The sequence below is a fragment of the Pedobacter sp. UYP24 genome, assembly GCF_054057295.1.
Genome location: NZ_JBSRZD010000001.1, coordinates 338414 through 365235, shown reverse-complemented (window position 1 = coordinate 365235; position 26822 = coordinate 338414). Strand labels below are relative to the sequence as shown.

25 protein-coding genes are annotated in these 26822 nt (G+C 39.6%); 16 read left to right on the top strand and 9 right to left on the bottom strand.

Annotated features, from left to right (window positions below; translation table 11 throughout):
* The first annotated feature begins 82 nt into the window (after positions 1 to 82).
* From ACVWYN_RS01695 to ACVWYN_RS01655, 9 genes are all read left to right on the top strand, one after another.
* Complete coding sequence (locus ACVWYN_RS01695) at positions 83 to 481, top strand: HYC_CC_PP family protein (RefSeq protein ID WP_457287086.1); 399 nt, start codon at positions 83 to 85, stop codon at positions 479 to 481.
* 76 nt (positions 482 to 557) lie between these two features.
* A complete protein-coding gene (locus ACVWYN_RS01690) occupies positions 558 to 1094 on the top strand; it encodes a heavy-metal-associated domain-containing protein (RefSeq protein WP_457287085.1) in 537 nt (178 codons plus the stop codon).
* A 9-nt stretch (positions 1095 to 1103) separates the two neighbouring features.
* Positions 1104 to 1910, top strand: coding sequence for a hypothetical protein (locus tag ACVWYN_RS01685; RefSeq protein ID WP_457287084.1), 807 nt, complete (start codon positions 1104 to 1106; stop codon positions 1908 to 1910).
* Positions 1911 to 1986: 76 nt separating this feature from the next.
* Complete coding sequence (locus ACVWYN_RS01680) at positions 1987 to 2562, top strand: YceI family protein (protein WP_457287083.1); 576 nt, start codon at positions 1987 to 1989, stop codon at positions 2560 to 2562.
* Positions 2563 to 2615: 53 nt separating this feature from the next.
* Positions 2616 to 3443, top strand: coding sequence for a 4,5-DOPA-extradiol-dioxygenase (gene ygiD, locus ACVWYN_RS01675; protein ID WP_457287082.1), 828 nt, complete (start codon positions 2616 to 2618; stop codon positions 3441 to 3443).
* A gap of 152 nt (positions 3444 to 3595) precedes the next feature.
* Positions 3596 to 4765 (top strand): hypothetical protein, encoded by a 1170-nt coding sequence (locus ACVWYN_RS01670; protein WP_457287081.1) that lies wholly within the window; start codon positions 3596 to 3598, stop codon positions 4763 to 4765.
* Between the two features lie 165 nt (positions 4766 to 4930).
* Positions 4931 to 5563, top strand: a complete 633-nt coding sequence (locus ACVWYN_RS01665; protein ID WP_457287080.1) for a redoxin domain-containing protein — start codon at positions 4931 to 4933, stop codon at positions 5561 to 5563.
* A 12-nt stretch (positions 5564 to 5575) separates the two neighbouring features.
* On the top strand, positions 5576 to 5884 hold the full coding sequence (locus ACVWYN_RS01660; RefSeq protein ID WP_457287079.1) for a thioredoxin family protein: 309 nt from the start codon (positions 5576 to 5578) through the stop codon (positions 5882 to 5884).
* Positions 5884 to 6132 carry a DUF6952 family protein gene (locus tag ACVWYN_RS01655; RefSeq protein ID WP_457287078.1) on the top strand — a complete coding sequence of 83 codons (249 nt, stop codon included), beginning with the start codon at positions 5884 to 5886 and terminating at the stop codon, positions 6130 to 6132. Before ACVWYN_RS01660 ends, ACVWYN_RS01655 begins: the two co-directional genes overlap by 1 nt.
* 47 nt (positions 6133 to 6179) lie before the next feature.
* On the opposite strand, the gene ACVWYN_RS01650 is transcribed toward ACVWYN_RS01655, so the two are convergent.
* The 5 genes from ACVWYN_RS01650 to ACVWYN_RS01630 all read right to left on the bottom strand — a co-directional run bounded on the left by ACVWYN_RS01650 (position 6180) and on the right by ACVWYN_RS01630 (position 13563).
* Complete coding sequence (locus ACVWYN_RS01650; RefSeq protein WP_457287077.1) at positions 6180 to 8768, bottom strand: phosphoenolpyruvate carboxylase; 2589 nt, start codon at positions 8766 to 8768, stop codon at positions 6180 to 6182.
* 241 nt (positions 8769 to 9009) lie between these two features.
* The gene (locus ACVWYN_RS01645; protein ID WP_457287076.1) at positions 9010 to 10557 is read right to left on the bottom strand and encodes a DHA2 family efflux MFS transporter permease subunit; all 1548 of its coding nucleotides are present in this window, start codon (positions 10555 to 10557) and stop codon (positions 9010 to 9012) included.
* A gap of 3 nt (positions 10558 to 10560) precedes the next feature.
* Entirely contained in the window at positions 10561 to 11604 is a 1044-nt protein-coding gene (locus ACVWYN_RS01640; protein WP_457287075.1) for an HlyD family secretion protein, read from the bottom strand.
* 19 nt (positions 11605 to 11623) lie between these two features.
* The gene (locus tag ACVWYN_RS01635) at positions 11624 to 12940 is read right to left on the bottom strand and encodes a TolC family protein (RefSeq protein ID WP_457287074.1); all 1317 of its coding nucleotides are present in this window, start codon (positions 12938 to 12940) and stop codon (positions 11624 to 11626) included.
* Entirely contained in the window at positions 12937 to 13563 is a 627-nt protein-coding gene (locus ACVWYN_RS01630; protein ID WP_457287073.1) for a TetR/AcrR family transcriptional regulator, read from the bottom strand. Before ACVWYN_RS01630 ends, ACVWYN_RS01635 begins: the two co-directional genes overlap by 4 nt.
* Positions 13564 to 13747: 184 nt before the next feature.
* Here ACVWYN_RS01630 and ACVWYN_RS01625 point away from each other — a divergent pair, with 184 nt between their 5' ends.
* Complete coding sequence (locus ACVWYN_RS01625) at positions 13748 to 14071, top strand: DMT family transporter (RefSeq protein ID WP_457287072.1); 324 nt, start codon at positions 13748 to 13750, stop codon at positions 14069 to 14071.
* Positions 14072 to 14142: 71 nt separating this feature from the next.
* On the opposite strand, the gene ACVWYN_RS01620 is transcribed toward ACVWYN_RS01625, so the two are convergent.
* Complete coding sequence (locus tag ACVWYN_RS01620) at positions 14143 to 14691, bottom strand: DUF2911 domain-containing protein (protein WP_457287071.1); 549 nt, start codon at positions 14689 to 14691, stop codon at positions 14143 to 14145.
* A 22-nt stretch (positions 14692 to 14713) separates the two neighbouring features.
* Positions 14714 to 14896: a hypothetical protein gene (locus ACVWYN_RS01615; protein ID WP_457287070.1), complete on the bottom strand. Its 183-nt coding sequence runs from the start codon at positions 14894 to 14896 to the stop codon at positions 14714 to 14716.
* 123 nt (positions 14897 to 15019) lie between these two features.
* Between ACVWYN_RS01615 and ACVWYN_RS01610 the strand changes: the two genes are divergently transcribed.
* Positions 15020 to 17176 (top strand): TIM-barrel domain-containing protein, encoded by a 2157-nt coding sequence (locus ACVWYN_RS01610; RefSeq protein ID WP_457287069.1) that lies wholly within the window; start codon positions 15020 to 15022, stop codon positions 17174 to 17176.
* Between the two features lie 255 nt (positions 17177 to 17431).
* Positions 17432 to 17827: a VOC family protein gene (locus ACVWYN_RS01605; RefSeq protein ID WP_457287068.1), complete on the top strand. Its 396-nt coding sequence runs from the start codon at positions 17432 to 17434 to the stop codon at positions 17825 to 17827.
* A 4-nt stretch (positions 17828 to 17831) separates the two neighbouring features.
* Here ACVWYN_RS01605 and ACVWYN_RS01600 read toward each other — a convergent pair whose 3' ends face one another.
* Positions 17832 to 18338 (bottom strand): DinB family protein, encoded by a 507-nt coding sequence (locus ACVWYN_RS01600; RefSeq protein ID WP_457287067.1) that lies wholly within the window; start codon positions 18336 to 18338, stop codon positions 17832 to 17834.
* Positions 18319 to 19539 (bottom strand): sensor histidine kinase, encoded by a 1221-nt coding sequence (locus ACVWYN_RS01595; RefSeq protein WP_457287066.1) that lies wholly within the window; start codon positions 19537 to 19539, stop codon positions 18319 to 18321. Before ACVWYN_RS01595 ends, ACVWYN_RS01600 begins: the two co-directional genes overlap by 20 nt.
* A 46-nt stretch (positions 19540 to 19585) precedes the next feature.
* On the opposite strand from ACVWYN_RS01595, the gene gltX reads away from it, so the two are divergent.
* The 4 genes from gltX to ACVWYN_RS01575 all read left to right on the top strand — a co-directional run bounded on the left by gltX (position 19586) and on the right by ACVWYN_RS01575 (position 26821).
* Entirely contained in the window at positions 19586 to 21097 is a 1512-nt protein-coding gene (gene gltX / locus ACVWYN_RS01590) for a glutamate--tRNA ligase (protein ID WP_457287065.1), read from the top strand.
* A gap of 67 nt (positions 21098 to 21164) precedes the next feature.
* Complete coding sequence (ypfJ, locus tag ACVWYN_RS01585; protein WP_457287064.1) at positions 21165 to 22004, top strand: KPN_02809 family neutral zinc metallopeptidase; 840 nt, start codon at positions 21165 to 21167, stop codon at positions 22002 to 22004.
* Positions 22005 to 22099: 95 nt separating this feature from the next.
* The gene (locus tag ACVWYN_RS01580) at positions 22100 to 23224 is read left to right on the top strand and encodes a hybrid sensor histidine kinase/response regulator (protein WP_457287063.1); all 1125 of its coding nucleotides are present in this window, start codon (positions 22100 to 22102) and stop codon (positions 23222 to 23224) included.
* 12 nt (positions 23225 to 23236) lie between these two features.
* A complete protein-coding gene (locus tag ACVWYN_RS01575; RefSeq protein WP_457287062.1) occupies positions 23237 to 26821 on the top strand; it encodes a response regulator in 3585 nt (1194 codons plus the stop codon).
* Position 26822: the final 1 nt, after the last annotated feature.

The following is a 26822-nucleotide window of genomic DNA, read 5'->3' as shown; positions in this document are numbered from 1 at the left end:
ACAATAATTTTTCCGTAGTTTTGTTAAATCGATTAACTAGTTGTGCTTTAATTGATAGAAATAGTTTAATTGCAAGGATAAATTGAAATTTCAACAAAAGATAGCTGCGGCATTGTGTGCCTTTTATCTGATCTCCATGATCGGGGTGGCTGTCAATATGCATTTTTGCAGCGGGAAATTGTCTTCCATAAAGATTGTTGAGGAAGCTATTTGTCCGGCTTGCAAAGAAGACCAGCAAGTAAAGAAGGAACACAACTGTTGTAAAACCACATCAATAGAGGCGAAGATAAAAGATAGTCATCAGCTTGGGTTTAAAGTGAAGTTGCCGACTGATTATAGCATTCAATTATTCTTGGGACAGCAATTCTCTGTTTTGATCTCTAAAACATTTTTTGGGTTGCCTTTGAGGGCTTTTAATAAAGCCCCTCCGCTATCATCCATTATATCTCTCCACCTTTTCAATTGCATTTTCAGGAATTAGACCTGTCCTAAATCTTTTTTACGGATAACCTTTGGGTTACTGTTATTACTTAAAAATTATTTAGACAGAATTTATCATGAAAACTATAAAATATTTGCTGCTATTTTTATTGGCAGCCCCCTTTAATCATTTATTTGCACAACAGATTTCTACAGCAGACCTTCAAGTTAACGGACTTACCTGTTCCATGTGCTCACAGGCTACTGAAAAATCTCTTAAAACATTAAGTTTTGTGGAGTCTATAAAGCCTGATCTGAATACCAATGTATTTACGATCAAGTTTAAAAAGGACCTGGCGGTAAATATAGACCTGATCAAAAAGAAAGTTCAGGATGCAGGATTTTCTGTAGGGAATCTTACCGCAACGTTCAATCTTAACGATGTAAAAGCAGACGAAAGTGGACAATTACAGATAGGTCAGGATACCTATAAATTTCTAAACGGTAAAAATAAAATGCTAACTGGTGAGGTTAAAGTGACGATAGTTGACAAGAACTTTGTTCCATCTGCTACATTCAAACAAAAGGCGACCCAATTTAAGGAAGGGAGCTATCAAAGTGGCTATGGAATGGTTAAAGGCATAAAGACCAGGATTTATCACGTTGTTATTTAACAGCGCGTTATGAAGTATTTATCTTTACTGCTGATGTTGCTCTTAGGGAGCAACATCAGCAAATCACAAGAACTGTTTGTGTTCTCTGAGCCGGCAAGTAACATGCCATCAAAATCTATTGGAATTAGGCTAACAAATGAGGGTATGACTAATAAAACCTTCGTTTCGAGAACTATTCCTGAGGTAATGATCGGGTTTAACAAAAACCTGATGACACACGCTCAAGTTTTTTTCTCCGATATGGATGGTGGTTATAAATTTGAGGGAGGGAGTGTTTATGCAAAATACAGATTTCTGACTAACGATAATTTAAAGAGACATTTTAGGGCATCGGCTTTTGCAAGGATAAGCAAAAGCAATAGGTCAACCTATACGCAGGATATTAATCTGGAAGGAGACAATAGTGGAATTCAGGGCGGGTTGGTATTTACACAACTCCTTCATAAACTTGCGCTTTCTTCATCTTTGGGCTATGCGAAATCCTTCGGCAATGGGGATAAGCAATTGTTAAATCAGGATCATCCTGATCAGATGTTGTCATATAGCTTGTCTTCAGGATATCTTTTATTCCCTTTTGTGTATAAAGATTATCACCAGCCCAACTTTAATGTTTACTTTGAACTTTTGGGGAAAACAAACCCTTTAAATGGCAGGTCTTATATAGACTTTGCGCCTGCAGTGCAGATGGTGCTGAATAGCAAAACAAGAATTGATATAGGATATCGTTTTGAAATTGCCGGCGATCTGGAAAATAGATACACGCGTAATATGTACCTAGCTCGTGTTGAGTTTAATTTATTCAATGTTTTAAAGTAGACCGTTTATTTCTTACCATACATCAACTCTGGAGCATAGCATTCATTTTAACTTTGTAATAAATCAATTCATAAGCATGAAAAAAATATTCTTATTCTTTGTTGCTGTTTCAATCAGCACAGCCGCTTTTTCTCAAACCAAGTGGACAATAGATCCAGCACATTCATTTGTAAATTTCTCTGTAAAACATTTAGGGATTTCTTTTGTAGATGGATCTTTTAAAAAGTTTGACGGCACCGTTGTAGCGGCAAAACCAGATCTTACTGATGCTAAAATTAGCTTTACAGTTGATGTAAACAGTATCAGTACCAATGTGGAACAAAGAGACAACCACTTAAAATCTAACGATTTTTTCAATGCAGAAACCTATCCTAACATGACTTTTGAAAGCACAGCTTTTAAAAAGTTAAGTGGAAATAATTATGAGCTAAGCGGTAAACTGACCATTCGTGACGTAACTAAAGACGTAAAGTTCGCGGTTGTTTTCGGTGGAACGAAAGATGCCATGGGCACTACAAAAGCCGGTTTTTCGGCCGTTACAACCATTAATCGCTTTGATTACAATATAAATTACGATTTGGCTGCAGGTGGAGCAAGCGTCGGTAAAGACGTTAAGATTTCCCTAAATCTTGAATTTGCAAAAGCAAAATAATAACCATTAGGCTTCGTGGTTATCCCACTCACGAAGCCTTTTTATCTGATGTAATGTCAAGTCTATCCCAGTTCAAAGCAATTACTTCCAATTTCCCCACTCGGGAAAGTCTAATGCCGGTTTTATTTATTGGTCACGGATCTCCTATGAACGGGATAGAGGACAATGAGTTTAGTTTGCAATGGGCTGGCATGGCTAAAGATATTCCTAAGCCAAATGCGGTATTGGTGGTTTCTGCGCACTGGTTTACAAAAGGAACTCACATTACTGCAATGGATTTTCCTCAAACAATTCATGATTTTGGCGGATTCCCTCAGGAATTATTTGATGTTTCCTACCCTGCACCTGGATCTCCAAATTTGGCGATGGAGACTAAAAAAATATTAACTGGAGTGGAGCTTGGTTTGGACCACGACTGGGGTCTTGACCATGGGGCCTGGACGGTGGTTAGGCATATGTATCCTAATGCCGATATACCCGTTTTACAGTTAAGTATTGATTATACAAAAGATGCCAGATACCATTACGATCTCGCTAAAGAACTTTATCAGCTGAGAAGAAGAGGGGTTTTGATTATTGGCAGTGGCAATATGGTTCATAATTTAAGGATTATGAGCTGGGAGATGATCAATGGAGGTGGTTACGACTGGGCTTTAGAAATCAATGATAAATTTAAGCGCTTAATTTTAAGCAATTCACATCAGCCGCTTATCGCCTATCAGTCTCTCGGTAAAGAAGCCATGTTGGCAATCCCCACACCAGAGCACTATTTGCCACTTATGTATACACTTGGCTTAAAAAGTGAAGAGGATTCAGTTATTCTTTTTAACGACAAAGTAGTTGGAGGCTCATTAACAATGACATCTGTTAAAATCGGCTAATACTATTCACCCAAAAGCAAATTCACTATAAAGCCCTATAACTGCTATTATTAGGCGAACTGTTAAATTAGGTTAAAATAAAAAATCTAAACTATTAAAAGTCGTAAATAACTTGAAATTAGAGGATATTGCGCTTATAAACAGAACAAGAAATGAAACGGGGATTTTTTAGCGCTTTGGTGGCTGTCATGTGTTTTGCATCAGCAAAGGCACAAACATTAAAGACAGGAGTGTTGGTGGTCGGAAATGGAATTAATGCCATAGGAGCTGGTGTTCAATCTGCAAAATCTGGTGTAAGCACTACCATATTATTAACAGAAGCTGGGTTTAATTTGGCGGCAATTGATACAAATGCCTCTTCCGGAATGGAGCGAGACTTTTTGAAAGCGACTAAGAAAAATAGTTTGCAGAGCAATGTAAACGATTTGTTGAAATTGTGGACGGACACAATAAAGAACCTCACAATTACAAAAAATGCATCCTGGACTAAATTTAAAAGATCTGGGGGTGGATGGGTTGTTGAGTTAAAGGACGGCAAGGCCATAAAAGCAAAAATCCTTGTTGATGCAGATCAATCTGGAAAACTGAAGGAAGCATTGCAATTCCAATACCCTGCCGCCAAATGGCAACCATTAAATTATACAGATAATTTGTATAGAACCAGCATTTCCTCCTGCTACAATGGAGATCAGGACGCCTCCATACTTTCGCTCTATCAACTTATGATACCCGAGCAAGACAACCTAATTGCTCTAGATTGCACAAACCAGCACTTTTCTGCAGGGCAGGCCGCGGGTGCAACAGCAGCTTACGCAGCTTTTTTTAATAGAAAGACATCAGAATCTGGCTTGAAGAACATACAAGGCGAGCTGATCAATTTTAAATTGTCATTAATCCCTTTTACCGATGTTACAGATCTCGATAGCAATTGGAAAGCAATCCAGTTTGTTGGCTTAAGCGGAATATTAAAGGCAGAGTTTAAAGGTGGGAAGGCCTTTTTTAATCCTGAAAGTAAGGTCTCATCGCAAGAAATCCGACAGCCGTTTAAAGACTACTTTTATAAAGCCCAGATTTGGTTTGATGATTATAAAAGCGAACAAATGACGATTGGCTCTACCCTTGATTTGATTTGCTATACCGGCAGTAAAAAACCAGAAACCACTAAGGCCGAGGTTGTGAAAAATTGGAAAAAGCTTTATGGGTTTAAATCTTCATTTGATGAAAAGAGAGTGATTACAAGAAGAGAGTTCTCCGCCCTCCTTAATAGTTACAATAACCCATTTAACGTTATCGTAGACAAGACGGGTAGAATTACCAGGTAACCGCGCAGTTATCAATAGAAGGTGGGCCTTATAGTTTTTCAAATGTTAATAGATTTTCTCTATATAGGCATCAACATTAAGTATCTTGTTTTACTCAAATATCGTTGCCAGTGAAGATCAATAGCCTTACCTTTGTCCAAATTAAATATTAAAAGAAATATAATTATGGCAATAGTTGGTAAAAAATTTCCTAGCGTTAGCATTGATGCAATGTCTGAAATGGGTGATGATTTGAAAATTAATATATTTGAAGAAGCAGTAAATAAGCAAAGCAAAATTTTGTTATTCTGGTACCCTAAAGACTTCACATTTGTTTGTCCTACAGAGCTTCATGCTTTCCAGGAAGCATTGCCTGAATTTGAAAAAAGAAATACAATTGTTATTGGTGCATCATGTGATACAAACGAAGTTCATTTTGCATGGTTAAATACACCTAAAGATAATGGTGGTATCGAGGGCGTAACATATCCTATCATTGCTGATACACACAGACATTTGTCTAACATTTTAGGTATAGTGGAGCAAGAGATCGAATACGATGAAGAAGGAAACGAAACTTTCTCTGGTTCTAATGTTACTTACAGGGCTACGTATTTAGTTGATGAAACTGGTAAAGTATTCCATGAAAGCATCAACGACATGCCGCTTGGTAGAAACGTTAAAGAATATCTTCGTTTGATCGATGCCTACAGTCATGTTCAAACACATGGTGAAGTTTGCCCGGCTAACTGGGAAGAAGGTAAAGATGCAATGAACGCCAACAGAAATGGTGTTGCAGAATATTTAAGTGCCCACTAATAAAAGAAGAAGATGTTTTTAGAATTAACAGAAGACAATCTGCAATCACATGTTGCCGATAATAAAAAGGTAATGGTTCAGTACGCCGCATCATGGTGCGGGAATTGCAGGATCATGAAGCCGAAATTTAAAAAGCTGGCTACCGAGAATGATGACGTTGCTTTTTTGATAGTTGATGCAGAGAAGCTTCCGGATTCAAGAAAACTGGCAAACGTAGATAATCTGCCAACATTTGCTGCTTTTGAAAATGGCATACTTGTAGGTCAGGTGCAAACCAATAAGGCAGAATTGTTAAACGAATTATTTGATAAAATAAAGTAATGAAGATTCCCGTAATCAGACAGTTATTTCAAAACAATACTGCAGAGGAGCTTGAAGTTACATTAGGCGTCCTTGAAGGCTTTTGTGAGTTCAGAGGGGTGCACGATCAGGAAATCGATGTAGTTGGAGAAATCATCACCAATATATGTGGAGCGCTTGAAGTCCACGCTAACGTAAATGCGGGTGCTGTTGAAAAGGATGCACTCAACGCATTCGCCCAAAAGGTAATGGGTTCAATAGATAAATAATAAACAAACAAGAAAGGCGCCCATTACGAGCGCCTTTCTTGTTTATATTATGCCAGGTTCCTTCCGGCATTTACTATACCGTAAACTGTGCGTATCGCCAGTTTTTCCAACGATTGTTTTTCCTGTTCTGAAAGCTCCTCTTGGAGGCGTTCTAAAGCATAATGCTGGATAAGTACCAGCGGCAATACAATCTTCTCTCTAACGGCAATTGAGCGCTTCTCAGCAGGGTAATTTTCCATTAAGCTCTCTTGGCCTGCCAATTTAAGTAACATGCGTTTAGAGCGCTCAAATTCATCGAATAAAACCTTCCAGAAAGCACCATACTCTTTATCATTGGCAAAGTGTGCAGTAATTGCAAAGTCAGATTTGCTCATAGACATCATACAGTTCTCCACAATTGTTTTAAAGTAGCCAGATTCATTGTAGGTCTCCACCAACTTATCCCAGTTTCCTTTCTTTTCCTGATTTTCCAGCGCTGTTCCCACACCGTAAAAGCCCGGTATATTTTGTTTCAACTGGCTCCATGAGGTAACAAAGCTAATGGCACGTAGATCCTCCAGCTTTAGGGCTTCGCCCGAATTTCTTTTAACCGGTCTGCTGCTAATCGTTATTTTGGACAGTAATGTTAGCGGAGAGAATTTTTCCAGATAACTTAAAAACAGTGGATGTTTTCTCAAGGCAACAAATGCTTCAAAACTATCGTTGGCCATTTCATCCAGCAGGCACTTGTGTATCGGATCGAGAAGAATGTTATGTTTTTCCCTGATGCCTGCAGAAATACCGGCATTAATCAACTGCTCTATATTAAATTCGGCACTATTTATAGAGCCATATTGAGAGCTGATGGTTTGTCCCTGTACGGTAAGCTGGATGTTTTTATTGGCAATTTCCTTGCCCATGGACGCATAGAAACGATGGGTTTTGCCACCACCTCTTGAAGGAGGTCCACCGCGACCATCAAAGAATGCCAGTTGTATGTTGTGATTGTTTGCAGTTTCTGTCAAGGCAACCTTGGCATTAAAGATAGACCAGTTCGCCATCAGGTAACCACCATCTTTGGTGCTATCAGAGAAACCCAGCATGATGTCCTGTTTGTTGCCTCTCGATTCCAAATGCTTCTTATAGAACGGATGCGCGTATAATGTTTCCATGATCTCGGCAGCATCTGATAAATCGTGTACAGTTTCAAACAGCGGTACAAAGTCTATAGTCAGGTTATTTTCCTGCCAGCCGTTCCATAAAAACAACTCTATCAGCTGTAATATGTCGCTTGCCTGCTGGCAGTTGCTGATGATGAAACGGTGGCATGCAAGCTCTCCGTTACTGTCCTGTATTTGTTTTACCTCAGCAATGGTTTGCAGGGTATCTTCAATTAGCGAATCCCCTTTTTCTGCATAAATCACTTTGGCACTTTTAAAAGAAAGGACCTTTATTTTTTCAGCTTCTTCGAGGTCTTCATAGTTTTCAGGGAAGAGTGAAATGATAGGTTTGCTTTGTCTGCAGTACGCATGCACATCCCTTAAAACGCGACTGTCCTGTCTAATATCAAGAGAGGCGAAATGGCAACCGTATAATTCAACTTTACGGATCAAACCAGAAACAAGATCAGCAAAAAGGCCATCGTGGTCTGTATCAAGTATAGATTTAATATCGGTTAAATGCTTAATTACATCGTCTGAAATATTTTCATGAACAATATTTGGATCAAATGCATTCTTATAAAGTATATCTTGTACTATAGCGATAGAATCTTCTACTCCTCTAAAAGTAATCCTTCTTTTCAGACTTCTAAAATCGCGGTAGTAACAGCGAAACAAAATCTGCCTCAACATTTTAGAAACCTGTATCGTAGAGTCTGTATGTACATTAGGATTGCCATCCCTGTCGCCGCCCGGCCAAAAGCCAAGTTCTATAATTTTCTTTGGCGCCAGGTTATATTCATTCAATGTTTTGTCTATTCCAGATTGTATGTTGGCTGCGGCAAAATAGAATACGTTTTCCAGGTACCATGCCAAACTTAAGGCCTCGTCAACAGGAGTTGGCGATTTTTTATTGAAGAATGGAGTTTTACCCAATTGCTGTAGCAGCAGGTGTATGGTAGAGATTTCATTGGTTTTAATGGCAGTAGTAAGATCTGTAATGATAGACAATACACTGCCTGGGTAAAACTGTGTAGGGTGAGCCGTAAGCACAAGACGTAAAGAGAAATCTTCAATCAGTGCAGCTATTTTTTCACTTAAAGGATGATTGTCGACCCCCTTCTTCAGGTAAGATAGTAGGGCGTTTTCTTCATCATCAGCATTTAACTTATTAAATGAAGCATCTTCTACGGCATCAAATAAGACCACTTGCCTCTCAATGTACTGTATAAAACGAAACAGAAGGTCAATGATGTCCTTATTGGTATTGTGTTGCGTATACTTCTTAAAGAAAGCAGTAATGATGTTTTGAGGTGTTTCGTGGTTTACCACACCTTCTTCACAAAACTTAATAAATAATGGAAGTAGGGTTCCCGTGTCTTTAATCTTATAGAAAGGAAGCGTAAGAAATAGGCTGTTATAGAGTTCGAATCTAGACACAACCTCATTGTTAAATACGGCTTCTCTCTGTCCTTTTGCGCGTTGTTTCTGCATCATAATTGAAGGTAATTTTTCGCGCTTAAGCTACCAAAAATGCAGGAGAAAAAAGACCATTAAGGCATACTAAATTAAATTTGATTTTTTAGGAAAAAGCAATTAACTTAGTCACATAGAGGTTTAACAAATCCTTTTAGAATGCTTCGCTATTTTAAGAGTTAAAATGCAGAGTGAAAGCAAGTTAATTGTAAATTTTTTTTGGGTATAAAAAGGCGTTAAGTGATCTTAACGCCTTTTTTATTTAGTGGGAATCTATAGGTAGCTGTACATTCTTCTTAAACTTTTGAAGAAACAATAGCGGAATAGAGCACAACATAACCAAACCAGCAACCCAGTACGCGTCACTGTAGGTCAATAAAAGCGATTGCTTCGTAACTGCACCCTCAATGGCTTTTAGTGCCAACACCTTGGCATCTAGAAATGCATAGCCTTTTGACATAAAGTTCTTAACAAGGCCATTTAACCGGTCTGTAAAAGCAGGATTGTATTCGTTTACATTCACCAACAAGTTGCTTCTATGGAAACCCTGACGGATGTGAATCAGCGTTGTCAGCGCAGCTATACCAAAAGATCCACCCAGCTGTCTCATCATATTGTTTAGTCCTGAACCCTGACCAATCTCCGCACCTTTAAGGTCCTGAATCGCCAGCGTTGTTAACGGAACAAACAATAGCGCCATACCAATACCTCTAATAATAAGGGGAAGGAAGAAGTCGCTCGTGCCAGATTGTAAGGTAGAATTACTAAGCATAGAACAGAATACAAAGAACAGGAACATACCAATAGTTGCCATAAACTGCGCTGGTATATTCTTTTTAAGCAGAATACCAATAAAAGGCATCATAACTATGGTACAAAGTCCGCCTGGAAACAAAAGTTCTCCTGTCTGCAAAGCCGAAAAGCCAAGCAAATTCTGACAAAATATAGGAAACACAAATACAGACCCATACAAACCGAAACCAAGCACAAAGGAGGTAAACATACCAACAGAAAAACTCCTGTGCCTCATAATCTTGAAGTTAACGATAGGGTGATCGGTAGTCATTTCTCTCCAGATAAACAACAACAAACCAAGTACAGAAGCCACCGCAAGCGCAGTGATGTATGGCGTTGAAAACCAATCTTCACTTTCGCCCTTTTCAAGTAGGGTTTGTAAACTTCCAACCGCTATAGCCAATAAAGCAATACCCCACCAATCTACCGGCATGCCTTTTCCTTCTTTTGGGGTTTCCCTCACAAAGGTCCAGGTACAATAGGCCGCCAAAATTCCGACGGGAATGTTTACATAGAATATCAATGGCCAGGAGCTGATCTCTAATAAATAGCCACCAATAGTTGGGCCTACTGTTGGGCCTACTACGGCACCCAAACCAAATAGCGCAGTGGCAATACCCACATCCTCTCTTGGCCAGGTTTCAATCAAAATTGCCTGTGCGGTTGATATTAAACCACCACCTGCAAGTCCTTGCAGAATACGGAAAGCAATTAATTCTTCCAGGTTTGTGGCGTTTCCACATAGAAATGATGCTATGGTGAAAAGGATAATGGAGAACATAAAATAATTCTTTCGGCCAAATCTGCTGCCCAGCCATCCAGACATGGGCAATATAATTACGTTGGCCACGGCATAACCGGTAGATAGCCATGCAACATCCTCGAGTGTTGCACCAAGGTTACCTTGTATCTGGGGAATGGCAACGTTTACAATGGTGGTATCTATCAGCTCCAGTAAAGAAGCCGTGATCACCGTAAACGTGATTACCCACTTTTTTAAACCTTTTTCGGCCATTATTTAGTCTTTTATAGAAACAGAAACCTTAACACTCATTCCAGGACGCAGCTTAGCCATCATCTCTTTGGATGCCTTGGTAATTTTAATCTTTACAGGAACTCTTTGCACAACTTTTACAAAGTTACCTGTAGCATTATCAGGGGGTAGCAAAGATCCTTTTGCGCCTGTTATTGGGGCAAAATTGTAAACCTCTCCTTGTATATCCTCTTTAGGATAGGCATCTACTTCCACTTTTACCTTTAAACCAGGAGTGATCTTTTCCAGTTGCGTTTCTTTGAAGTTGGCCGTAACATAGATGCTATTTTCATTTACTATAGAAAACAAAGCCTGTCCTGCCTGTACCAATTGTCCTTTTTGAACATTTCTTTTTGAAACAATACCCGAAGCCGGAGCTTTGATGTCGGTATAAGAAAGCTGCAATTTAGCGAAATCCACTTCTGTCTGGCGCTGTGAAACTCCAGAATTGCTTACCGCTAATTGTGATTGGGTAGTACCTACCTGTTTTACCGCAGCAACATATTGATCTTTAGCTGCGGTAAAAGCAGCCTGAGCAGATTCTTTTTGTGCTTTTGCCTGGTCAAATTGCTGTTGAGTAATGGAACCATCTTTTACCAGGTTCGCATAGCGATCAAAATCCTTTTGAGCCAGCATCAAATGAACCCTTGCAGCCTCAATGTTTGATTTTGCAGTACTGGTATTGGCAGAAGTAGCCGCAATTTGTGATTGAGAAACACCAACGCTTGCACTGGCGCCTTTTTGTCCGGCCGCGGCCTGCTCTACTTTAATTTTATAGTCGCTGTCATCCAGCTTAACTAAAACATCGCCTTCTTTAACGATCGTGTTTTCTTCAAATTTTATTTCCTGCACAAAACCACCAACACGGGCAACAACAGGACTGATGTCTCCATCAATTTGTGCATCGTCAGTATCCACATGCTTGGTATAATACATGTACTCTTTGGTTCCAAATATGGCGCCTATTATAATAAGTACCCCTAATATGATAGGTACAACTTTGTTTTTCTTTTTCTTTTCAGTGGTCATTACGGTATGTTTTTGAGAATTAGTTAGCTATTTTTCCTGTTGATTTTAATAAAGTATAGTACGCAAGTCCGGCATCTGCTTTAGCCAGTTCCAGGTTAATTTTGGCCTGGTATAAGAGGGTTTCTGCATCAATCCTGTCAATTGCAGAGGCCACATTATTTTTGTATTTAGAGGCCAATAGGTTATCGTTTTCTGTAGCCTGGGCAATTGAGGTTTCTAAAACTTTAATCTTGTTTACCGAAAACTGATAATTCTGATAGTTCTTATTAATTTCAGTTTTAAGCTGATCAGATAAAATGTCTTTCTGGATCACTACATTTTGCTGCTGTATTCTTGCCTCCGAAATCTTGTTCTTATTGGTCCATAGGTTTCCAATATTCCAAGATACATTAGCGCCCAAAGTGACAGGCAGTAGATACTGATTGCCCGGGGGGATAAAGCTGCCACTTGGGTTAATGTAATAAAGGTTAGCGCCAACACCTACAGTAGGCAAGGTATTCGCTTTTATAGATTTAATATTTACTCCTGCAACTTTGTTCTGTAATTCCAGTTGCTGAAGCTCCTGTCTGTTGCTCATTGCAAGATCAGTATAGCTGCTTAGCGATCCCGCAACTTTAAGCCCATTATCAGGCTCAGAGATATCTATAGTTGTTGTTTCGCTCAATCCCAGCAGTATGTCAAGGTTATAGTTTAAAATCTTGCGGTTATTCTCTATTTCCATATCCGTCAAAGACACATTGGCCTGCTGAAGCTGAAATCTCAACACATCATTTTTGGTGACGATACCCTGATCAAAGAAACGTTGTGATTGTTTAAGCTGACTTGCTATTGCTTCCAGATTTTGTGCAACAACTTTTTTGCTCTGCAACAATTTATACAGCGCGTAATAGGTATTTATTACCACATAGCTTACCTCTTCTTTGTTTTTATCTGCATCCAGTTGGGCAACCTCAGTTAATAACCTAGTGGATTCTTCAGCATACTTTAGCTTCCCTCCGTTGTAGATCAGTTCCTTAATGTCGGCTGTCCCTATAAAAGCATCGGCTCGTTTAGGTATATGGATGGGATTACCACCACCAATAATTAAAGTATTGGTAGGTATTTCTGCATGGTTATATAAAAAGGAAGCAGCAGCACTAGGTAGCGCATTGTCCTTAACAATAGCCAATCTTGAAACCGCCTCATCAATTTTACTTTGCGATAATTTTAGGTTTTTACTATTGGCAATTCCCAGGTCAATGGCCTCTGGTAAGCTTAATTTCTTAACATCCTGGGCATATAAAAGCCCAGGGAGCAGAAGTGTGGGAACAATTAATTTTAATGTATTGCGTATCATTTTTGGGGTGTTAAGTAAATTATAACTAGTTCTTTTAAGTGAGCAATTAGGCGCGCAGTAATTATCTTACGGTCTTTGGTTGTATTAATGTCCAGGTCTGTGCCCAATGTAATTTTGTAAGAAGCGGTGGCCACAGTGTTTATTGTTCCCATAATTGTTGCTATTAACATGCGTACGTCTATCTTCCTAAAGCTTCCATCAAAAATGCCATCTTCTATTATGCTTTCAATTACAAGCATATTGTCTTTCATTGCTTCTTTAATGTTGGTAAACATTTCTGGGCGCTGGGGTAAACTTAATTCCCGCTGCATCATTTTATGAAAGGTGTGGTTGCAAAGTATTCTTGAAGCATACCTATCTATTACCTGTACAAGCTTTTCCATTACAGGTAAATTAGTTTTGCTGATGATGTGGAGCTGTTCTTTGAAATCCTGAATCCGTTGACTCATGATCTCCATGAAAACACCTTCTTTAGAACCGAAGTAGTAATTAATCATGGCCATATTGGCCCCTGCTTCCTTTGCAATTTGGCGGGTTGAAGCGCCCTCATAGCCAAGTTCTGAGAACAACTTTTCTGCTGCTTCCAAAATGCTCACCCTTTTATCTGCTTTTTCCATCTTCATTTGTGGTACAAAATTAATCAATCGATTGATTAATCATAATAAATTTTATTAATCGTTTGATTAATGACAAAAGGCTGACCAAAGCGTATTTTATACACTAAGGGTGCCATTCTATCTGTTTACCTTTTTGGATGACCATTACTATCCAAAAATTGGATACTTTTGTGTTAAACTACAGAGAAATATGAGTTGGATCATTCTAGTAATTGCTGGGCTATTTGAGGTTGGTTTTACAACATGCCTTAAGCTGTCGAACAATTTTTCTAACCTGAAATGGACAATAGGGTTTGCAATTTGTATAGGCTTGAGTTTTTTCTTTCTTAACAAAGCAACTCAGGTATTACCAATGGGTACTGCTTATGCCGTGTGGACAGGAATAGGTGCCGTAGGTACTGTAATTGTCGGTATTTTCTATTTTCAGGAGCCTGCTAATTTCTGGAGGGTCTTTTTTATTACCACACTAATCGGCTCTATATTGGGATTAAAGTTTTTTGCCGAAGGGAATTAAACAACAAAGCCGGATAATTACTTACCCGGCTTCGCTATTTCTGATAAAATCAGAAACTATAGATTTTTAACTTATTTTATAGTGATAGGCAACGATACACAAGTAGAATCCCATCCTACAACAAGGTTAGCACCACCAGTCGCATCAGTAAACATGATAGACAGTGCCTCAACCGGTGCAGCTAATGTTTTAACAGGAACATCTGCTCTCACTACATCTTTTGTCATGTCATATGAGTAAGCACCCCAGCTATGAATTTTGCTGTTGATGATCATGGTCCACTTATCTTTATTAGGGATAGCAAATAAGCTGTAAGAACCTGCTGCAATTGCTTTTCCGCCAATTACTACTGGTTTGTAAAAAGTGATTTCGTTAGATTCATTGGCTCCTAAACGGTAAACAGCACCAAATTTCTCCAACTCACCAAATACAACACGGCCTTTTTTAGAAGGTCTGGAGTAAATGATTCTAATTGATGGAGGTGTATTTTTTTGAGTAGTACTTGCAGGAAAATAAGAAAGATCTGCAGGGCTTGTATCCAATGCAGGGAATTTTGGGTCTTGCGCATTAGCCGCAATTGTAAATAGGGCAAATAACGCCAGTAAAGTTAATTTTTTCATGTTTATATTGGGTTAAGTTAAACTAGTAATGACGACCTTTTACGATGGAATTTAAGAAAATGGCTCCAAATAAAAATCCAAGAATGCCACCTAAAAGCAACCAGCCTATACTTAAAGTAACAGCTGCAGTAGTTAATATTCCAAAAAATAGGCCTAAAACGTAATAAAGCCAATCAAAACTGTTGTTATTTTCTTGTTCAGTCATTTTATATATACTTAAAGGTCAAAGATATTGATTTATTTTATTTGCGTATAATTTATATCATGTATTATGCATGCTGTTTATATTTGTTACTTACCGCTCGCCTAAACGCGTAAAAGTTCTAATATGTCAGCAACAAAAAGGGCCTTAAGAGCCATCCTCCTCTGTATTGTAATGCAAAGCGCAATTTTTAATGCTTATTCTCAGAATATAGAAACAACAGTGGCTCCTGGAGTTAAAAAGATAATAGTAGGAAAAGCGGAGCAATTTTCTCCGTATAGCTTCTGCAATGAAAAACCGCTGCTTGCAGCAATGACTCAACTACCGGCCGGCACGCTTCCATTCCAATTGAAGGACATTAAAATAAGCGTTAACAACAGGGGTGTTTTAGTGGAAGTTCCTCTTGGTAAAGACGAACAATTATATGGATTCGGACTTCAGATTGGGTCTTTTAATCAGCGCGGGTTAAGAAAAAAGCCAATTGTTAATGACAATCCATCAGGTGATTTAGGCTACACTCACGCACCAACGCCATTTTATGTTTCCAACAAAGGCTATGGTATTCTAGTCAATACCTCGCGCTATACTACTTTCTATTGTGGCAGTACCGCTAAGAATTCGGCCGCAATTAAGCCCGCGTCTGGTAAAACAGCCAATTCAGTAGAAGAACTTTACAAGACTGAGCAGCTATCCTATGAAGTGGTTGAGGCAGACATACCAGGAGCAGAGGGAATAGAAGTGTATATTTTTGAAGGCCCCGACTTAATGACTGTTTTACAACGTTACAATTTGTTTTCGGGTGGCGGTGCCCTGCCTGCGATGTGGGGCTTAGGAGTTAAGTACCGTGTTAAAGCAGATTTTAAACAACAACAAGTAGAAAAAATGGCCAGCTATTTCAGGGAGAATAATATTCCATGTGATGTGCTCGGTCTGGAGCCCAGGTGGCAAACCACTGCCTATTCTTGTTCTTATGTTTGGAATCCAGAATTCTTCCCTAAGCCAGATGAATTGATTGCCAACATGAAACAAAAAGGCTTCCATATCAATTTATGGGAACATGCATTTGTTAATCCGAAGTCGCCGTTATACGAACCATTAAAAAATAGATCAGGTAATTATTTGGTTTGGAATGGCTTAGTTCCTGATTTTGCAGATCAGGCTACCAGCAAAATATTTGCTGATTACCACAAGGAGACTTTTGTAAAGCAAGGCATTTCAGGCTTTAAAATGGACGAATGTGACAACTCGAATTTGCTAACCGGAAATTCTACCTGGAGCTTTCCTGAGCATAGCCGCTTTCCCTCCGGCATTGATGGAGAACAAATGCACCAGGTATTTGGTGTAGTGTATCAGAAGGCCATTTATACTATTTATAAAGACCTTAATATCCGTACTTTTTTAGATGTACGTGCATCAAACGCATTTGCTTCATCCTATCCTGCTGCCTTATATAGCGATACTTACGATCATGATGAATATATTCGTATGATATCCAATTCTGGCTTTTCAGGATTAATATGGTCGCCAGAGGTTAGAGAATCTTCTTCTATAAAAGAGTTTATGAGAAGAAGTCAGACTGCGGTCCTTTCTGCTCAAACGCTTTACAATTCCTGGTATCTGCAAAATCCACCATGGCTGCAAATTAACCGCGACCAAAACAACAAAAATGAGTTAATGAACAATGCAAAAGAAATCGAATCTGACGTACGTAAATTGCTCAACTTTAGGATGAGCCTGGTACCCTACCTATATCAGGCTTTTGCCGACTATAAAATGAAAGGGATACCTCCGTTTAGGGCATTGGTTGTTGATTATCCACAGGATGAGAAAGTATTTAATATTTCTGATGAGTACCTTATTGGGAAAAATATTTTGGCAGCGCCGTTGACAGACAAATCTGACGAACGTAAAGTTTATTTGCCTGCAGGCAATTGGTATGATTTTAATACCAATCAAAAATATGAAGGCGGTAAAAGCTACACCATAAAAACGGCCTATACAGAGCTTCCTATTTTTATAAAGGAGGGTACCATACTTCCTTTGGCTAAACCAGTTCAGTACATTGGTCCACAGACAAAATTTGATATTACCTGTTATGTTTATGGTGCAGTGGCAGAACCTGCACAATTATTTGAAGATGATGGGGTAACATTTGGTTATGATAACGGAGTTTATAATACTGTAAATCTAAGATGGGTTAAAGGGAAGGGCTCAATAAAGCGGGCCGGAGCTTACAAAGTATCCAGGTATTCAATTGATAAATGGGAGCAGGTTGGGAAGTAATTTAAGAAGGTGCTAAAGCGGTGCTGGCTTTACTCTTGTTCTAGGCTTAGTTGGGCTTAGATAAGGCTTTGGTTGGGCTTTGCTTGGGAAAAGGTACCTTTTACCCAACCAAACCCAACCAATACCCAAGCAAAGTATAAGCAAGTCTAGAACAAGATCCAACTTTGTCCGGACTTAGGCCCGTCTTTAATTCAGATTTAAATGGTATTTTTCAGTATGAATTTTTAGTTTTGGGCAACAAATTGAACTTCCCTGATGAGATCACAGATTAATGCCGTAACCATTGCCGCTAAAGACCTTTTAAAGTTAAAAGATTTCTATTCCAATTCTTTTGGCTGGGAAATCCACTCAGAGAATACTGAAATTGTCATGTTTAGACTTAAGCACGGATTGATCTTTAGCATTTATAAACAGCAAGATCATGCCCTTTATATTGGCAACCCTAATGTTGCCGGAGAAGCTTTCCCTAAGTACTACTTGACGATCAATACCAATTCATTAAAAGAAACAGATGAGCTGTTTATGGAACTGGAAATAAAGTCTGTGAATATTGTTAAAAAGCCTGAAAAGGTTTTCTGGGGCGGCTATTCTGGAATAATAACAGATCCAGAGGGCAATTATTGGGAAATCGGTTTCAATCCAATGGAATAAGCATTTAGCTCAAATATTTATCTTTTATTACAGCGCTGTGGTGCATAATATGCCCTGCAAGAATGTATACAATAGCTTTTACTGTAATTTTTCTTTCTGATGCGGTACCACTGCGACTCAAATCTTCCTCTGTCAGCGATTTGATCAGATATAAATTCGCCTTTCTTAATAGCGAAAACTCTTCTGCAAAACTGGTTAGGCTGCGGTCGGCGAAATGGGCATTTGCAACATAACTTTCCTCATCAAATCCTGGAATGGGCTGTAGTTCATTTCTTGCAAAGGAAGTGACCCTGTAAACCAGAATCCTTTCTGTATCTATAATATGACCTATCAATTCCTTTATGGTCCATTTACCAGGCGCATAGGCATAGTCGGCCTTTTCTTCCAGACTGTTTATAAAATCTGCAAATTCAGTAACTTGTCTTTCCAGCATGTCAATAACGTCGCCATCAACAAGTTTGATGTACGTTTCTCCCCAGATGGGATATTCATTAGTTTGCGGTCGGTTCATAAGTAATGCTGCTTTTTAATATAATTCTGAAGGTAGTTCCTTTGCCCAATTCGGAATCTTTAACAAATATTTCTCCGCTGTGGTAGTTGTTTATTATTCTTTTGGTGAGGGAGAGGCCAAGGCCCCAGCCCCGTTTTCTAGTGGTATACCCGGGTTGAAAAACGGCGTCAAATTTAGAGCGTGCAATGCCTTTACCGGTGTCGGTTACATCTATAAAAACTTCTTCTTTGGTGAGGTTTTCAATAATATTGATGGTTATTTTACCTTCATTTTCTATGGCATTTGCTGCATTTTTCAATAGGTTTTCGGTTACCCAGTCAAACAGCGGAACATTTAGCATGGCGCGTACCTGTTCATCTCCCGTTATGGTAAAAACAACTTTATCTGATGTTCTTAATTTGAAGTATTCTACAAAATTATGGATTACAGCAAAAACCACGTGATCTTCCAGAATGGGCTTAGAACCAATTTTAGAGAAACGATCTGTAATTACCTCTAACCGTTTAATGTCATTCTCCATTTCGGCAATGAGTGGATCATCTTCGGCGTTAAAGCGCGATTTCATGAGCTCAACCCAGGCCATAAGGGAGGATATCGGGGTACCTAACTGGTGTGCTGTTTCTTTAGCCATACCTACCCATACCTGGTCTTGCTCTGCTTTTCTGGCAGAACTGAAGGCCACATAAGCCGTTAATAAAAACAAGGCAATTACGCCTAACTGTATGTATGGAAAGTAGCGAAGTTGAGTTAAAGTGGGCGAATCTTTATGGTAGATATACCAGCTGGAGCCATCTAAACCCATCGTATTTATAGGTATGGGTGGATATTGGGCTTTCATTTTTCTGAGCTCGCGTTTAAAATAGCCAGGATCAAAAGAAACGCCCGCCTTATTCTCTACATCGTAATTGGTTTTTGTAGAGTCCAGTCCTTGATAACCGCGTATTTCTCCCTTTGAATCTATCATGATAACGGGTAGCTTATTATTGGCCCTGATCAGGTCAATCAGGCCAGTGTAACGGTCGTCATCATACATCATAATGGCCTGTTCCGTTACTTTAACATACAGTTGGAACTGCAGCCGCTCTTCGCGCTCCATCTTTTTTACAAAAAAATCACTGTAAAAAACAGAAGCAGCACCAATTATAATGGCGAATATCAATAGAAAGAATTTCCAGCGCCGCTTTTTCTCGTAGGGGTTCATAGATTATGTAGGCAAATTACAAAAATATATCTTTGCTGGCAGTAATATGGAAAAGAAAGTAAGAGTAAGATTTGCGCCGAGCCCTACCGGCGGATTACACCTGGGTGGTGTACGGACAGCGCTGTTCAATTATTTGTTTGCTAAACAGCACAATGGTACGTTTGTGCTGCGGGTGGAAGACACCGATCAAACCCGGTTTGTGGAAGGCGCAGAAGAATATATTGTATCCTGCCTGGAATGGTGCGGGATGACACCAGATGAAAGTCCGCAGGTAGGCGGCCCATTTGGTCCGTACCGCCAGAGCGAAAGAAAAGCGACTTACAAACAATATGCGGACCAGTTGATTGCCGACGGATACGCTTACTATGCTTTTGACACCCCGGAGGAGTTGGATGCAAAGCGCAAAGAAGTGAACAATTTTACCTACGGACTGGCAACAAGAGGCGAGATGCGCAATTCTCTTGCCTTGACTGAGGAAGAGGTGGCTAAACTGTTATCAGATCAGGTACCCCATGTTGTGCGTATAAAAATGCCGGCAGATAAGTTGGTTTCTTTTACAGATTTGATTAGGGGCCATGTAAGTTTTGAAACCAATCTAGTAGATGATAAAGTCCTTTTAAAGGCAGACGGAATGCCTACCTATCACCTGGCTGTTGTGGCAGATGATAAAGCGATGGAGATAACCCATGTTTTTAGGGGCGAAGAATGGCTGCCCTCTGCGCCAATCCATATACTATTGTGGCGTTACCTGGGCTGGGAAGATGAGATGCCGGAATGGGTACATTTGCCATTGATTTTGAAACCAGATGGAAACGGTAAGTTGAGCAAGCGTGATGGCGATAGACTGGGCTTTCCTGTCTTTGCGCAAAACTGGACAGATCCTAAAACAGGCGATATCACCGCAGGATTTAAAGAACTTGGTTTTATGCCAGAGGCTTTTGTAAACCTGCTGGCTATGCTGGGCTGGAATGACGGTACGGATCAGGAATTATTTAGTATGCAGGAACTGATTGCGAAGTTTTCGTTAGATAGGATCAGCAAGGCTGGAGCAAAGTTTGATTTTGAAAAAGCGAAATGGTATAACCATGAGTGGATTAAAAACGCAGATGCAAAAACATTGGCTCCTGCAGTAACAACTGCACTTCGAGCGGCTGGTATTTCAATTACTAATGAAAATTATTTATGGAAAGTAATTGATTTGATTAAAGACAGGTGTAACCTGATGACAGATTTTGTACAGCAATCAGGCTACTTTTTTGTCGGACCAGAAAGCTACGATGAAGCAGCGGTAAAGCCTAAATGGACGGCAGAAAAAGCCATTTTCTTTGAAGCGTTTGCTGCGGGGTTAACAGATAGTTTAACTGCATTAGAACAAGAAGAGCAATTCAAAGAACTAGCCACAGCACACAGTTTTAAGCCGGGAGAATTGATGCTTCCTTTTAGGGTTATGCTGGTAGGCGGTAAATTTGGTCCGGGTGTTTTTGATATTTCCCTTGCATTGGGTTGTGTTGAAGTTCAAAAGAGAATTCGCGCAGCGATAACTAAATTTAATCAATAGCTAAAAAATTGGAGTTTGGTATGACAATTGAAGTTAATCATTGTTATATCAAATAAACAATTTTTATATGCAGTGGTTCGGTAAAGGAAGTGGCAATATAGACGATAGAAGAGGAATGAGTGGCGGTGCCATTGGTGGTGGCATAGGAGTTATTGTCGTCATTATTGGATTAATTTTTGGACAGGACCTGACCGGTCTTGTTAGTCAGCTGCCTGCCGGGCAGGGTCAGGTTACAGAAGGAAAAACCGGCGATCCAACCGATGCGGAAGGTAAATTTGTTGATGGGGTATTTGAATCTACCAATCAGGTATGGGAGATTCAGTTCAAGAAAATGGGATCTACTTATCAGGAACCAGAAAAGCTGACCTTATTTACAGATTATGTTCAGTCTGCCTGCGGAGGCGCCAGCTCGGCCGTTGGACCATTCTACTGTCCGGGTGATAGAAAAATATACATTGACCTTTCGTTTTACGAAGAATTGAAGAACCGCTTTGGTGCGGCTGGTGATTTTGCGCAGGCTTATGTGATCGCCCATGAGGTTGGTCACCATGTACAGAACTTGCTTGGCATCTCTGCCAAGCTAGATGCGGCCCGCGGTAAAGTAAGTGAAAAGGAATACAATAAACTTTCTGTGAAACTGGAGTTACAAGCTGATTTTCTTGCTGGCATGTGGGCGCACCATGCACAAAATTTGAAAGACTTTAAGCTGGAGGATGGTGATATTGAAGAAGCACTGAATGCAGCGAACGCCATAGGTGACGATAAGCTGCAAAAGCAGGCACAAGGCGAAGTGGTTCCTGATGCTTTTACCCATGGTACATCTGCGCAGCGCATGTATTGGTTTAAAAAGGGGTTTGAAACAGGAGACATTAAGCAAGGTGATACCTTTAACTCCGCTGAATTATAATTAGTTTAACTGCAAGTTTTTTGATATGATATGAATTTATATCCAAAATATTCTTGCGAGTTGTATAACTTTAAAATTTCCATATAACCTCCAGAATGATATTAATAGTTGATGATACCCCCGAGAACCTTATTTCATTGAAAAAGGTTCTGGAGCGGAATAATTTTGAAGTTGATACTGCTCTCTCTGGGGAGGATGCCCTTAAAAAGGTGCTGAAGAATGAATATGTGCTCATTATTCTGGATGTTCAAATGCCTGGTATGGATGGTTTTGAAGTAGCTGAAGCCATTTCTGGCTATAGTAAAGCAAAGGAAACCGCCATTATTTTCCTATCGGCAGTGAATACCGATAATAGGTTTATAACTAAAGGTTATTCATCAGGCGGACTCGATTACATTACCAAGCCGGTAGATATGGATATTTTACTGCTTAAAGTGAAAACGTTTTATCGAATTTACGAGCAGAATAGAAAACTGATAGAAATCCAGAATGCGCTGATAGAGGAAATTGAGTATAGAAAGAAGGCAGAAAGGAAAAAGGATGAGTTTATTAGTATTGCCAGTCACGAACTTAAAACCCCTCTAACCAGTGTAAAGGGCTATATGCAACTGTTAGAGCGTAACCTGGAACGTGGTGATATAGAGACCGTAAAGAGCCATCTTGGTAAGGCGCAGGCGCAGTTGGAAAAGTTGAGCGATCTGATTGCTGATTTGCTTGATATTTCCAAAATTGAAAGTGGGAAGCTTAAGTTTAACAAAAAATTCTTTGATTTAAATGTATTACTGGATAGTGTGATGGAGATCATTAACCAGTCTAACCCAGATTTCAAACTGATTCGTAAAGGAACGGCTTCTAAGGAGATTTATGCAGATGAAACACGCATAGAGCAGGTGATTATTAATTTTTTAACCAATGCCATTAAATATTCTCCTGGGACTACAGAAGTACATATCAATTTGGAATCGATGGGCGATAAGATTTATCTTGGTGTGCGTGATTTTGGTATTGGGATAGCCCCGGAACTGCAAAAGCATGTATTTGATAAGTTTTACAGGGTGGAAGAGACCGCAATACATTTTCAGGGATTAGGTATAGGATTGTACATTTCCCAGGAGATCATCAGGCGGCATATGGGGGAAATTGGCGTTAAAAGCAAGGTGGGCGAGGGCTCCGAATTTTATTTTATATTACCAGTTAATGTGGGACCAGAAAAAGATTAACAATAGATTTTTATGAATTCATCGTTAAGAAACAACCTGAGAATTGGCTTAGGCCTTTCGTTATTAATACTATTTATTACATCACTAGCATCATTTACCAGCATCAATAACCTGATAAAAAGTGCAGACCTGGTAGCCCATAGCAATAGCGTTATGAATAACCTGGATGGGGTGATCTCTACACTTAAAGATGCAGAGACCGGACAGCGCGGCTATTTATTGACCGGAGATAAGGCTTTTTTGACGCCATATATTGGTGCGAAAGCACATGCCGATGATCTTTTAAGTCAAATTGCAATAGAAAGTAAAGACAATCCTTATCAGCAAGAAAATTTGAAGCGGCTACGGGTTATAGTAGATAACAGGCTTTCCATACTTGAGCAGACTATTGATATAAAGAGCAGGGGTGGGAGCGTGAGCATAAGTGAGCTGCTTAAGGGTAAGGTTATTATGGATGATGCCCGTAACGTAATAAGGAAAATGCAGGCAGAGGCAATACGTTTATTGAACCTGAGAACTGAAGAATTAAATAAAGTATCTAGCTACACGCCTGCATTGATCCTGATTGCCGGTACACTTGCTGTATTGATTACCGTCTTTTTTTACAGGAAGGTATCGGGTGATTTCACCATAAGAATGAAATTGCAAAAGGAGCTTGAAGATAAAAATGAGGAGACAAATAAAAGGATAGAGGTCATCCAAAATATTGCAGGCAGAATTTCTAATGGTGATTACCAGATCAGGTTAGATGAAATGGATAAAGATGGGCTTGGAAGTTTGGCCGGGTCATTAAATGCGATGGCAGAATCCTTGCAATATTCATTTACATTGCTGGCAGATAAAGAATGGCTGCAAGCTGGGATAGCCAGTTTGAATGATAAAATGGTTGGTGGGAAAAATCTGAATGTGCTGACTACAGACATCATAGAGAATATTGTAGAACATACCAACAGTAATGTAGCTGCTTTCTATTTGCTTGCTGAAGATCAGAAGTTACATCTGGAAGGGAGCTACTCAATAATAGAAGCAGAGAAAAAAAGGGTATTGAAAGTTGGCGAAGGTATACTTGGGCAGGTAATCAAATCTGGTAAACCAATAATCATCAAAGAAATACCGGCGGGTGAAATGACCATCAGCTATGCTTCTGGTGCTACCCAACCAAAAAGTATTGTTGCCGTGCCCGTTTTAAGAAATGGTATTTTGGCAGGAGTAATGGAGTTTGGATCTTTAACCACCTATACGCCACTTCACCTCGAATTTTTAAACAATGTTTCTGAGAATATCGGCATTGCTATTCATGTGGCCCAAAATCGTATGCGTATGCAAGAGCTTTTGGAAGAAACACAGGCACAGGCAGAAGAACTACAGGCACAGCACAATGAACTGGAAGGCCTGAATGCGGAACTAGAGGCGCAGACACAAAAGATACAGACGTCTGAAGAAGAACTTAGGGTGCAACAAGAAGAATTGTTGCAAAGCAATCAGGAATTGGAAGAGCGAACTAGTTTGCTGGAAGAAAAGAATCAGTTGATACTAGAAAGAAATCTGGACATACAACAGAAATCGGAACAGCTGGAGCTCAGCACCAAGTATAAGTCGGAATTCCTGGCCAATATGTCACATGAGCTGCGTACACCACTAAACTCGATTCTATTATTGTCCAAACTCATGTCTGACAATAAAGAACTGGATGCCGAATATATTGAATATGCAGAGGTTATACAAAGCTCCGGACAAGGGTTACTTGGCTTGATAGATGAGATTCTTGATCTTTCAAAAATTGAGGCAGGAAAGATGAAACTAGAGTTTGCTGAAGTGAATGTTACAGAGGTAGCAACAGATATGCGCTCTTTGTTTAACCCGATAGCTAAGCATAAAAATCTGGAATTGATTATAGACCTGGAAGATCAGGTTGCAAGTTTGGTAACAGATAAGATGAGGCTGGAGCAAATCCTTAAAAATTTACTTTCTAATGCAATCAAGTTCACGGCCCATGGAAAAGTAGTGCTTACCATTAAAAAAGCCGCTACAAATAACGCTGTTGTATTCCAGGTATCAGATACCGGAATAGGTATCCCAGTAGATAAACAAGGGTTGATTTTTGAAGCCTTCCAGCAAGCAGATGGCTCTACACGGAGAAAGTTTGGAGGAACAGGCTTAGGTCTTTCCATAAGCAGGGAGCTGGCCAAGCTGCTTGGAGGAGAAATAGAGCTGACCAGTAAGGAACATGTTGGCAGTGAATTCTCTTTCACCTTACCAGCCGATGGCACTGTATTAACAGTTGAAGACGCCACTCAAAACGTTGTAAGTGCGCCAGCTTACTTTGAAAGAAAAGAAGAACAGACAGAACAAAGATTTACAGTAGACCACATTCCGCAAGAGTTGGAAGATGACAGGTTTAACATTGTTGCAGGTGATAAAGTTATTTTGATTGTTGAAGACGATACCCCTTTTGCTAAGATACTGCTAAACTTTACACGTAAGCGGAATTATAAAGGAATTGTTGCCGTTAGGGGTGATCAGGGAATAGAGATGGCTAATTTTTATAAACCTGTAGCCATTCTGCTGGATATACAGTTGCCCATAAAGGATGGATGGCAAGTAATGGAAGAGCTCAAATCAAACCCTGATACTAAGCCTATTCCTGTGCACATCATGTCATCGCTGGAGGTAAAAAAGGAAAGTTTGCTAAAAGGGGCTGTAGATTTTATTAACAAACCTTTTGCCATAGAGCAAATGCAACAGATCTTTCAAAAATTAGAGCATGCATTAAGCAGGCACCCTAAAAAGGTGCTTATAGTAGAAGAAAATAAGCAACATGCAGAGGCATTGAGCTATTTTCTTAGTAACTATAATATTACAACTGAGGTAGCAGGAAATGTAAATCAAGGGATTGATGCTTTGCACAGGAAGGAAGTAGATTGTGTAATACTGGACATGGGAATTCCTGATAAGGGTGCCTATGAAACGCTGGAGACCATCAAGAAAAGTGAAGGTCTTGAAAATCTGCCGATCATTATTTTTACAGGTAAAAACCTTTCTAAAGGTGAAGAGAGCAGGATAAAGCAGTATGCGGATTCTATTGTGGTAAAAACGGCACATTCTTATCAGCGGATACTGGATGAAGCAGGTTTATTCTTACACTTGGTTGAAGAAAAGGCGGTAGACAATAAGAGTAAACCGGCATCTGAGCGATTGGGCGGATTGTATGAGGTGCTGAATAATAAAACGGTATTGATAGCTGATGATGATGTGCGTAACATTTTCTCCCTTACCAAGGCACTAGAACAGCATAAAATGAAAGTGCTGGCAGCAACAGATGGTAAAGAAGCGCTTCAGTTACTGAAAGAAAACCCGATTGTAGATATTGTATTAATGGATATGATGATGCCTGAGATGGACGGATATGAAAGCACAAGAGAGATCAGGAAGATGCCTGCATACAAACAATTGCCTGTTTTGGCTGTTACTGCCAAAGCAATGATGGGAGACCGGGAGAAATGTATCGCCGCAGGTGCGTCTGACTATATCTCAAAACCTGTTGATATAGATCAACTGATCTCATTACTCCGCGTTTGGCTCTACGATAAAGTTTAAT

Excerpts from the sequence above, each read along its gene's own strand:
- ACVWYN_RS01690 (WP_457287085.1), top strand. The coding sequence starts at position 558 with ATGAAAACTATAAAATATTTGCTGCTATTTTTATTGGCAGCCCCCTTT.
- ACVWYN_RS01685 (WP_457287084.1), top strand. The coding sequence starts at position 1,104 with ATGAAGTATTTATCTTTACTGCTGATGTTGCTCTTAGGGAGCAACATC.
- ACVWYN_RS01680 (WP_457287083.1), top strand. The coding sequence starts at position 1,987 with ATGAAAAAAATATTCTTATTCTTTGTTGCTGTTTCAATCAGCACAGCC.
- ygiD (WP_457287082.1), top strand. The coding sequence starts at position 2,616 with ATGTCAAGTCTATCCCAGTTCAAAGCAATTACTTCCAATTTCCCCACT.
- ACVWYN_RS01670 (WP_457287081.1), top strand. The coding sequence starts at position 3,596 with ATGAAACGGGGATTTTTTAGCGCTTTGGTGGCTGTCATGTGTTTTGCA.
- ACVWYN_RS01665 (WP_457287080.1), top strand. The coding sequence starts at position 4,931 with ATGGCAATAGTTGGTAAAAAATTTCCTAGCGTTAGCATTGATGCAATG.
- ACVWYN_RS01660 (WP_457287079.1), top strand. The coding sequence starts at position 5,576 with ATGTTTTTAGAATTAACAGAAGACAATCTGCAATCACATGTTGCCGAT.
- ACVWYN_RS01655 (WP_457287078.1), top strand. The coding sequence starts at position 5,884 with ATGAAGATTCCCGTAATCAGACAGTTATTTCAAAACAATACTGCAGAG.
- ACVWYN_RS01650 (WP_457287077.1), bottom strand. The coding sequence starts at position 8,768 with ATGATGCAGAAACAACGCGCAAAAGGACAGAGAGAAGCCGTATTTAAC.
- ACVWYN_RS01645 (WP_457287076.1), bottom strand. The coding sequence starts at position 10,557 with ATGGCCGAAAAAGGTTTAAAAAAGTGGGTAATCACGTTTACGGTGATC.
- ACVWYN_RS01640 (WP_457287075.1), bottom strand. The coding sequence starts at position 11,604 with ATGACCACTGAAAAGAAAAAGAAAAACAAAGTTGTACCTATCATATTA.
- ACVWYN_RS01635 (WP_457287074.1), bottom strand. The coding sequence starts at position 12,940 with ATGATACGCAATACATTAAAATTAATTGTTCCCACACTTCTGCTCCCT.
- ACVWYN_RS01630 (WP_457287073.1), bottom strand. The coding sequence starts at position 13,563 with ATGAAGATGGAAAAAGCAGATAAAAGGGTGAGCATTTTGGAAGCAGCA.
- ACVWYN_RS01625 (WP_457287072.1), top strand. The coding sequence starts at position 13,748 with ATGAGTTGGATCATTCTAGTAATTGCTGGGCTATTTGAGGTTGGTTTT.
- ACVWYN_RS01620 (WP_457287071.1), bottom strand. The coding sequence starts at position 14,691 with ATGAAAAAATTAACTTTACTGGCGTTATTTGCCCTATTTACAATTGCG.
- ACVWYN_RS01615 (WP_457287070.1), bottom strand. The coding sequence starts at position 14,896 with ATGACTGAACAAGAAAATAACAACAGTTTTGATTGGCTTTATTACGTT.
- ACVWYN_RS01610 (WP_457287069.1), top strand. The coding sequence starts at position 15,020 with ATGTCAGCAACAAAAAGGGCCTTAAGAGCCATCCTCCTCTGTATTGTA.
- ACVWYN_RS01605 (WP_457287068.1), top strand. The coding sequence starts at position 17,432 with ATGAGATCACAGATTAATGCCGTAACCATTGCCGCTAAAGACCTTTTA.
- ACVWYN_RS01600 (WP_457287067.1), bottom strand. The coding sequence starts at position 18,338 with ATGAACCGACCGCAAACTAATGAATATCCCATCTGGGGAGAAACGTAC.
- ACVWYN_RS01595 (WP_457287066.1), bottom strand. The coding sequence starts at position 19,539 with ATGAACCCCTACGAGAAAAAGCGGCGCTGGAAATTCTTTCTATTGATA.
- gltX (WP_457287065.1), top strand. The coding sequence starts at position 19,586 with ATGGAAAAGAAAGTAAGAGTAAGATTTGCGCCGAGCCCTACCGGCGGA.
- ypfJ (WP_457287064.1), top strand. The coding sequence starts at position 21,165 with ATGCAGTGGTTCGGTAAAGGAAGTGGCAATATAGACGATAGAAGAGGA.
- ACVWYN_RS01580 (WP_457287063.1), top strand. The coding sequence starts at position 22,100 with ATGATATTAATAGTTGATGATACCCCCGAGAACCTTATTTCATTGAAA.
- ACVWYN_RS01575 (WP_457287062.1), top strand. The coding sequence starts at position 23,237 with ATGAATTCATCGTTAAGAAACAACCTGAGAATTGGCTTAGGCCTTTCG.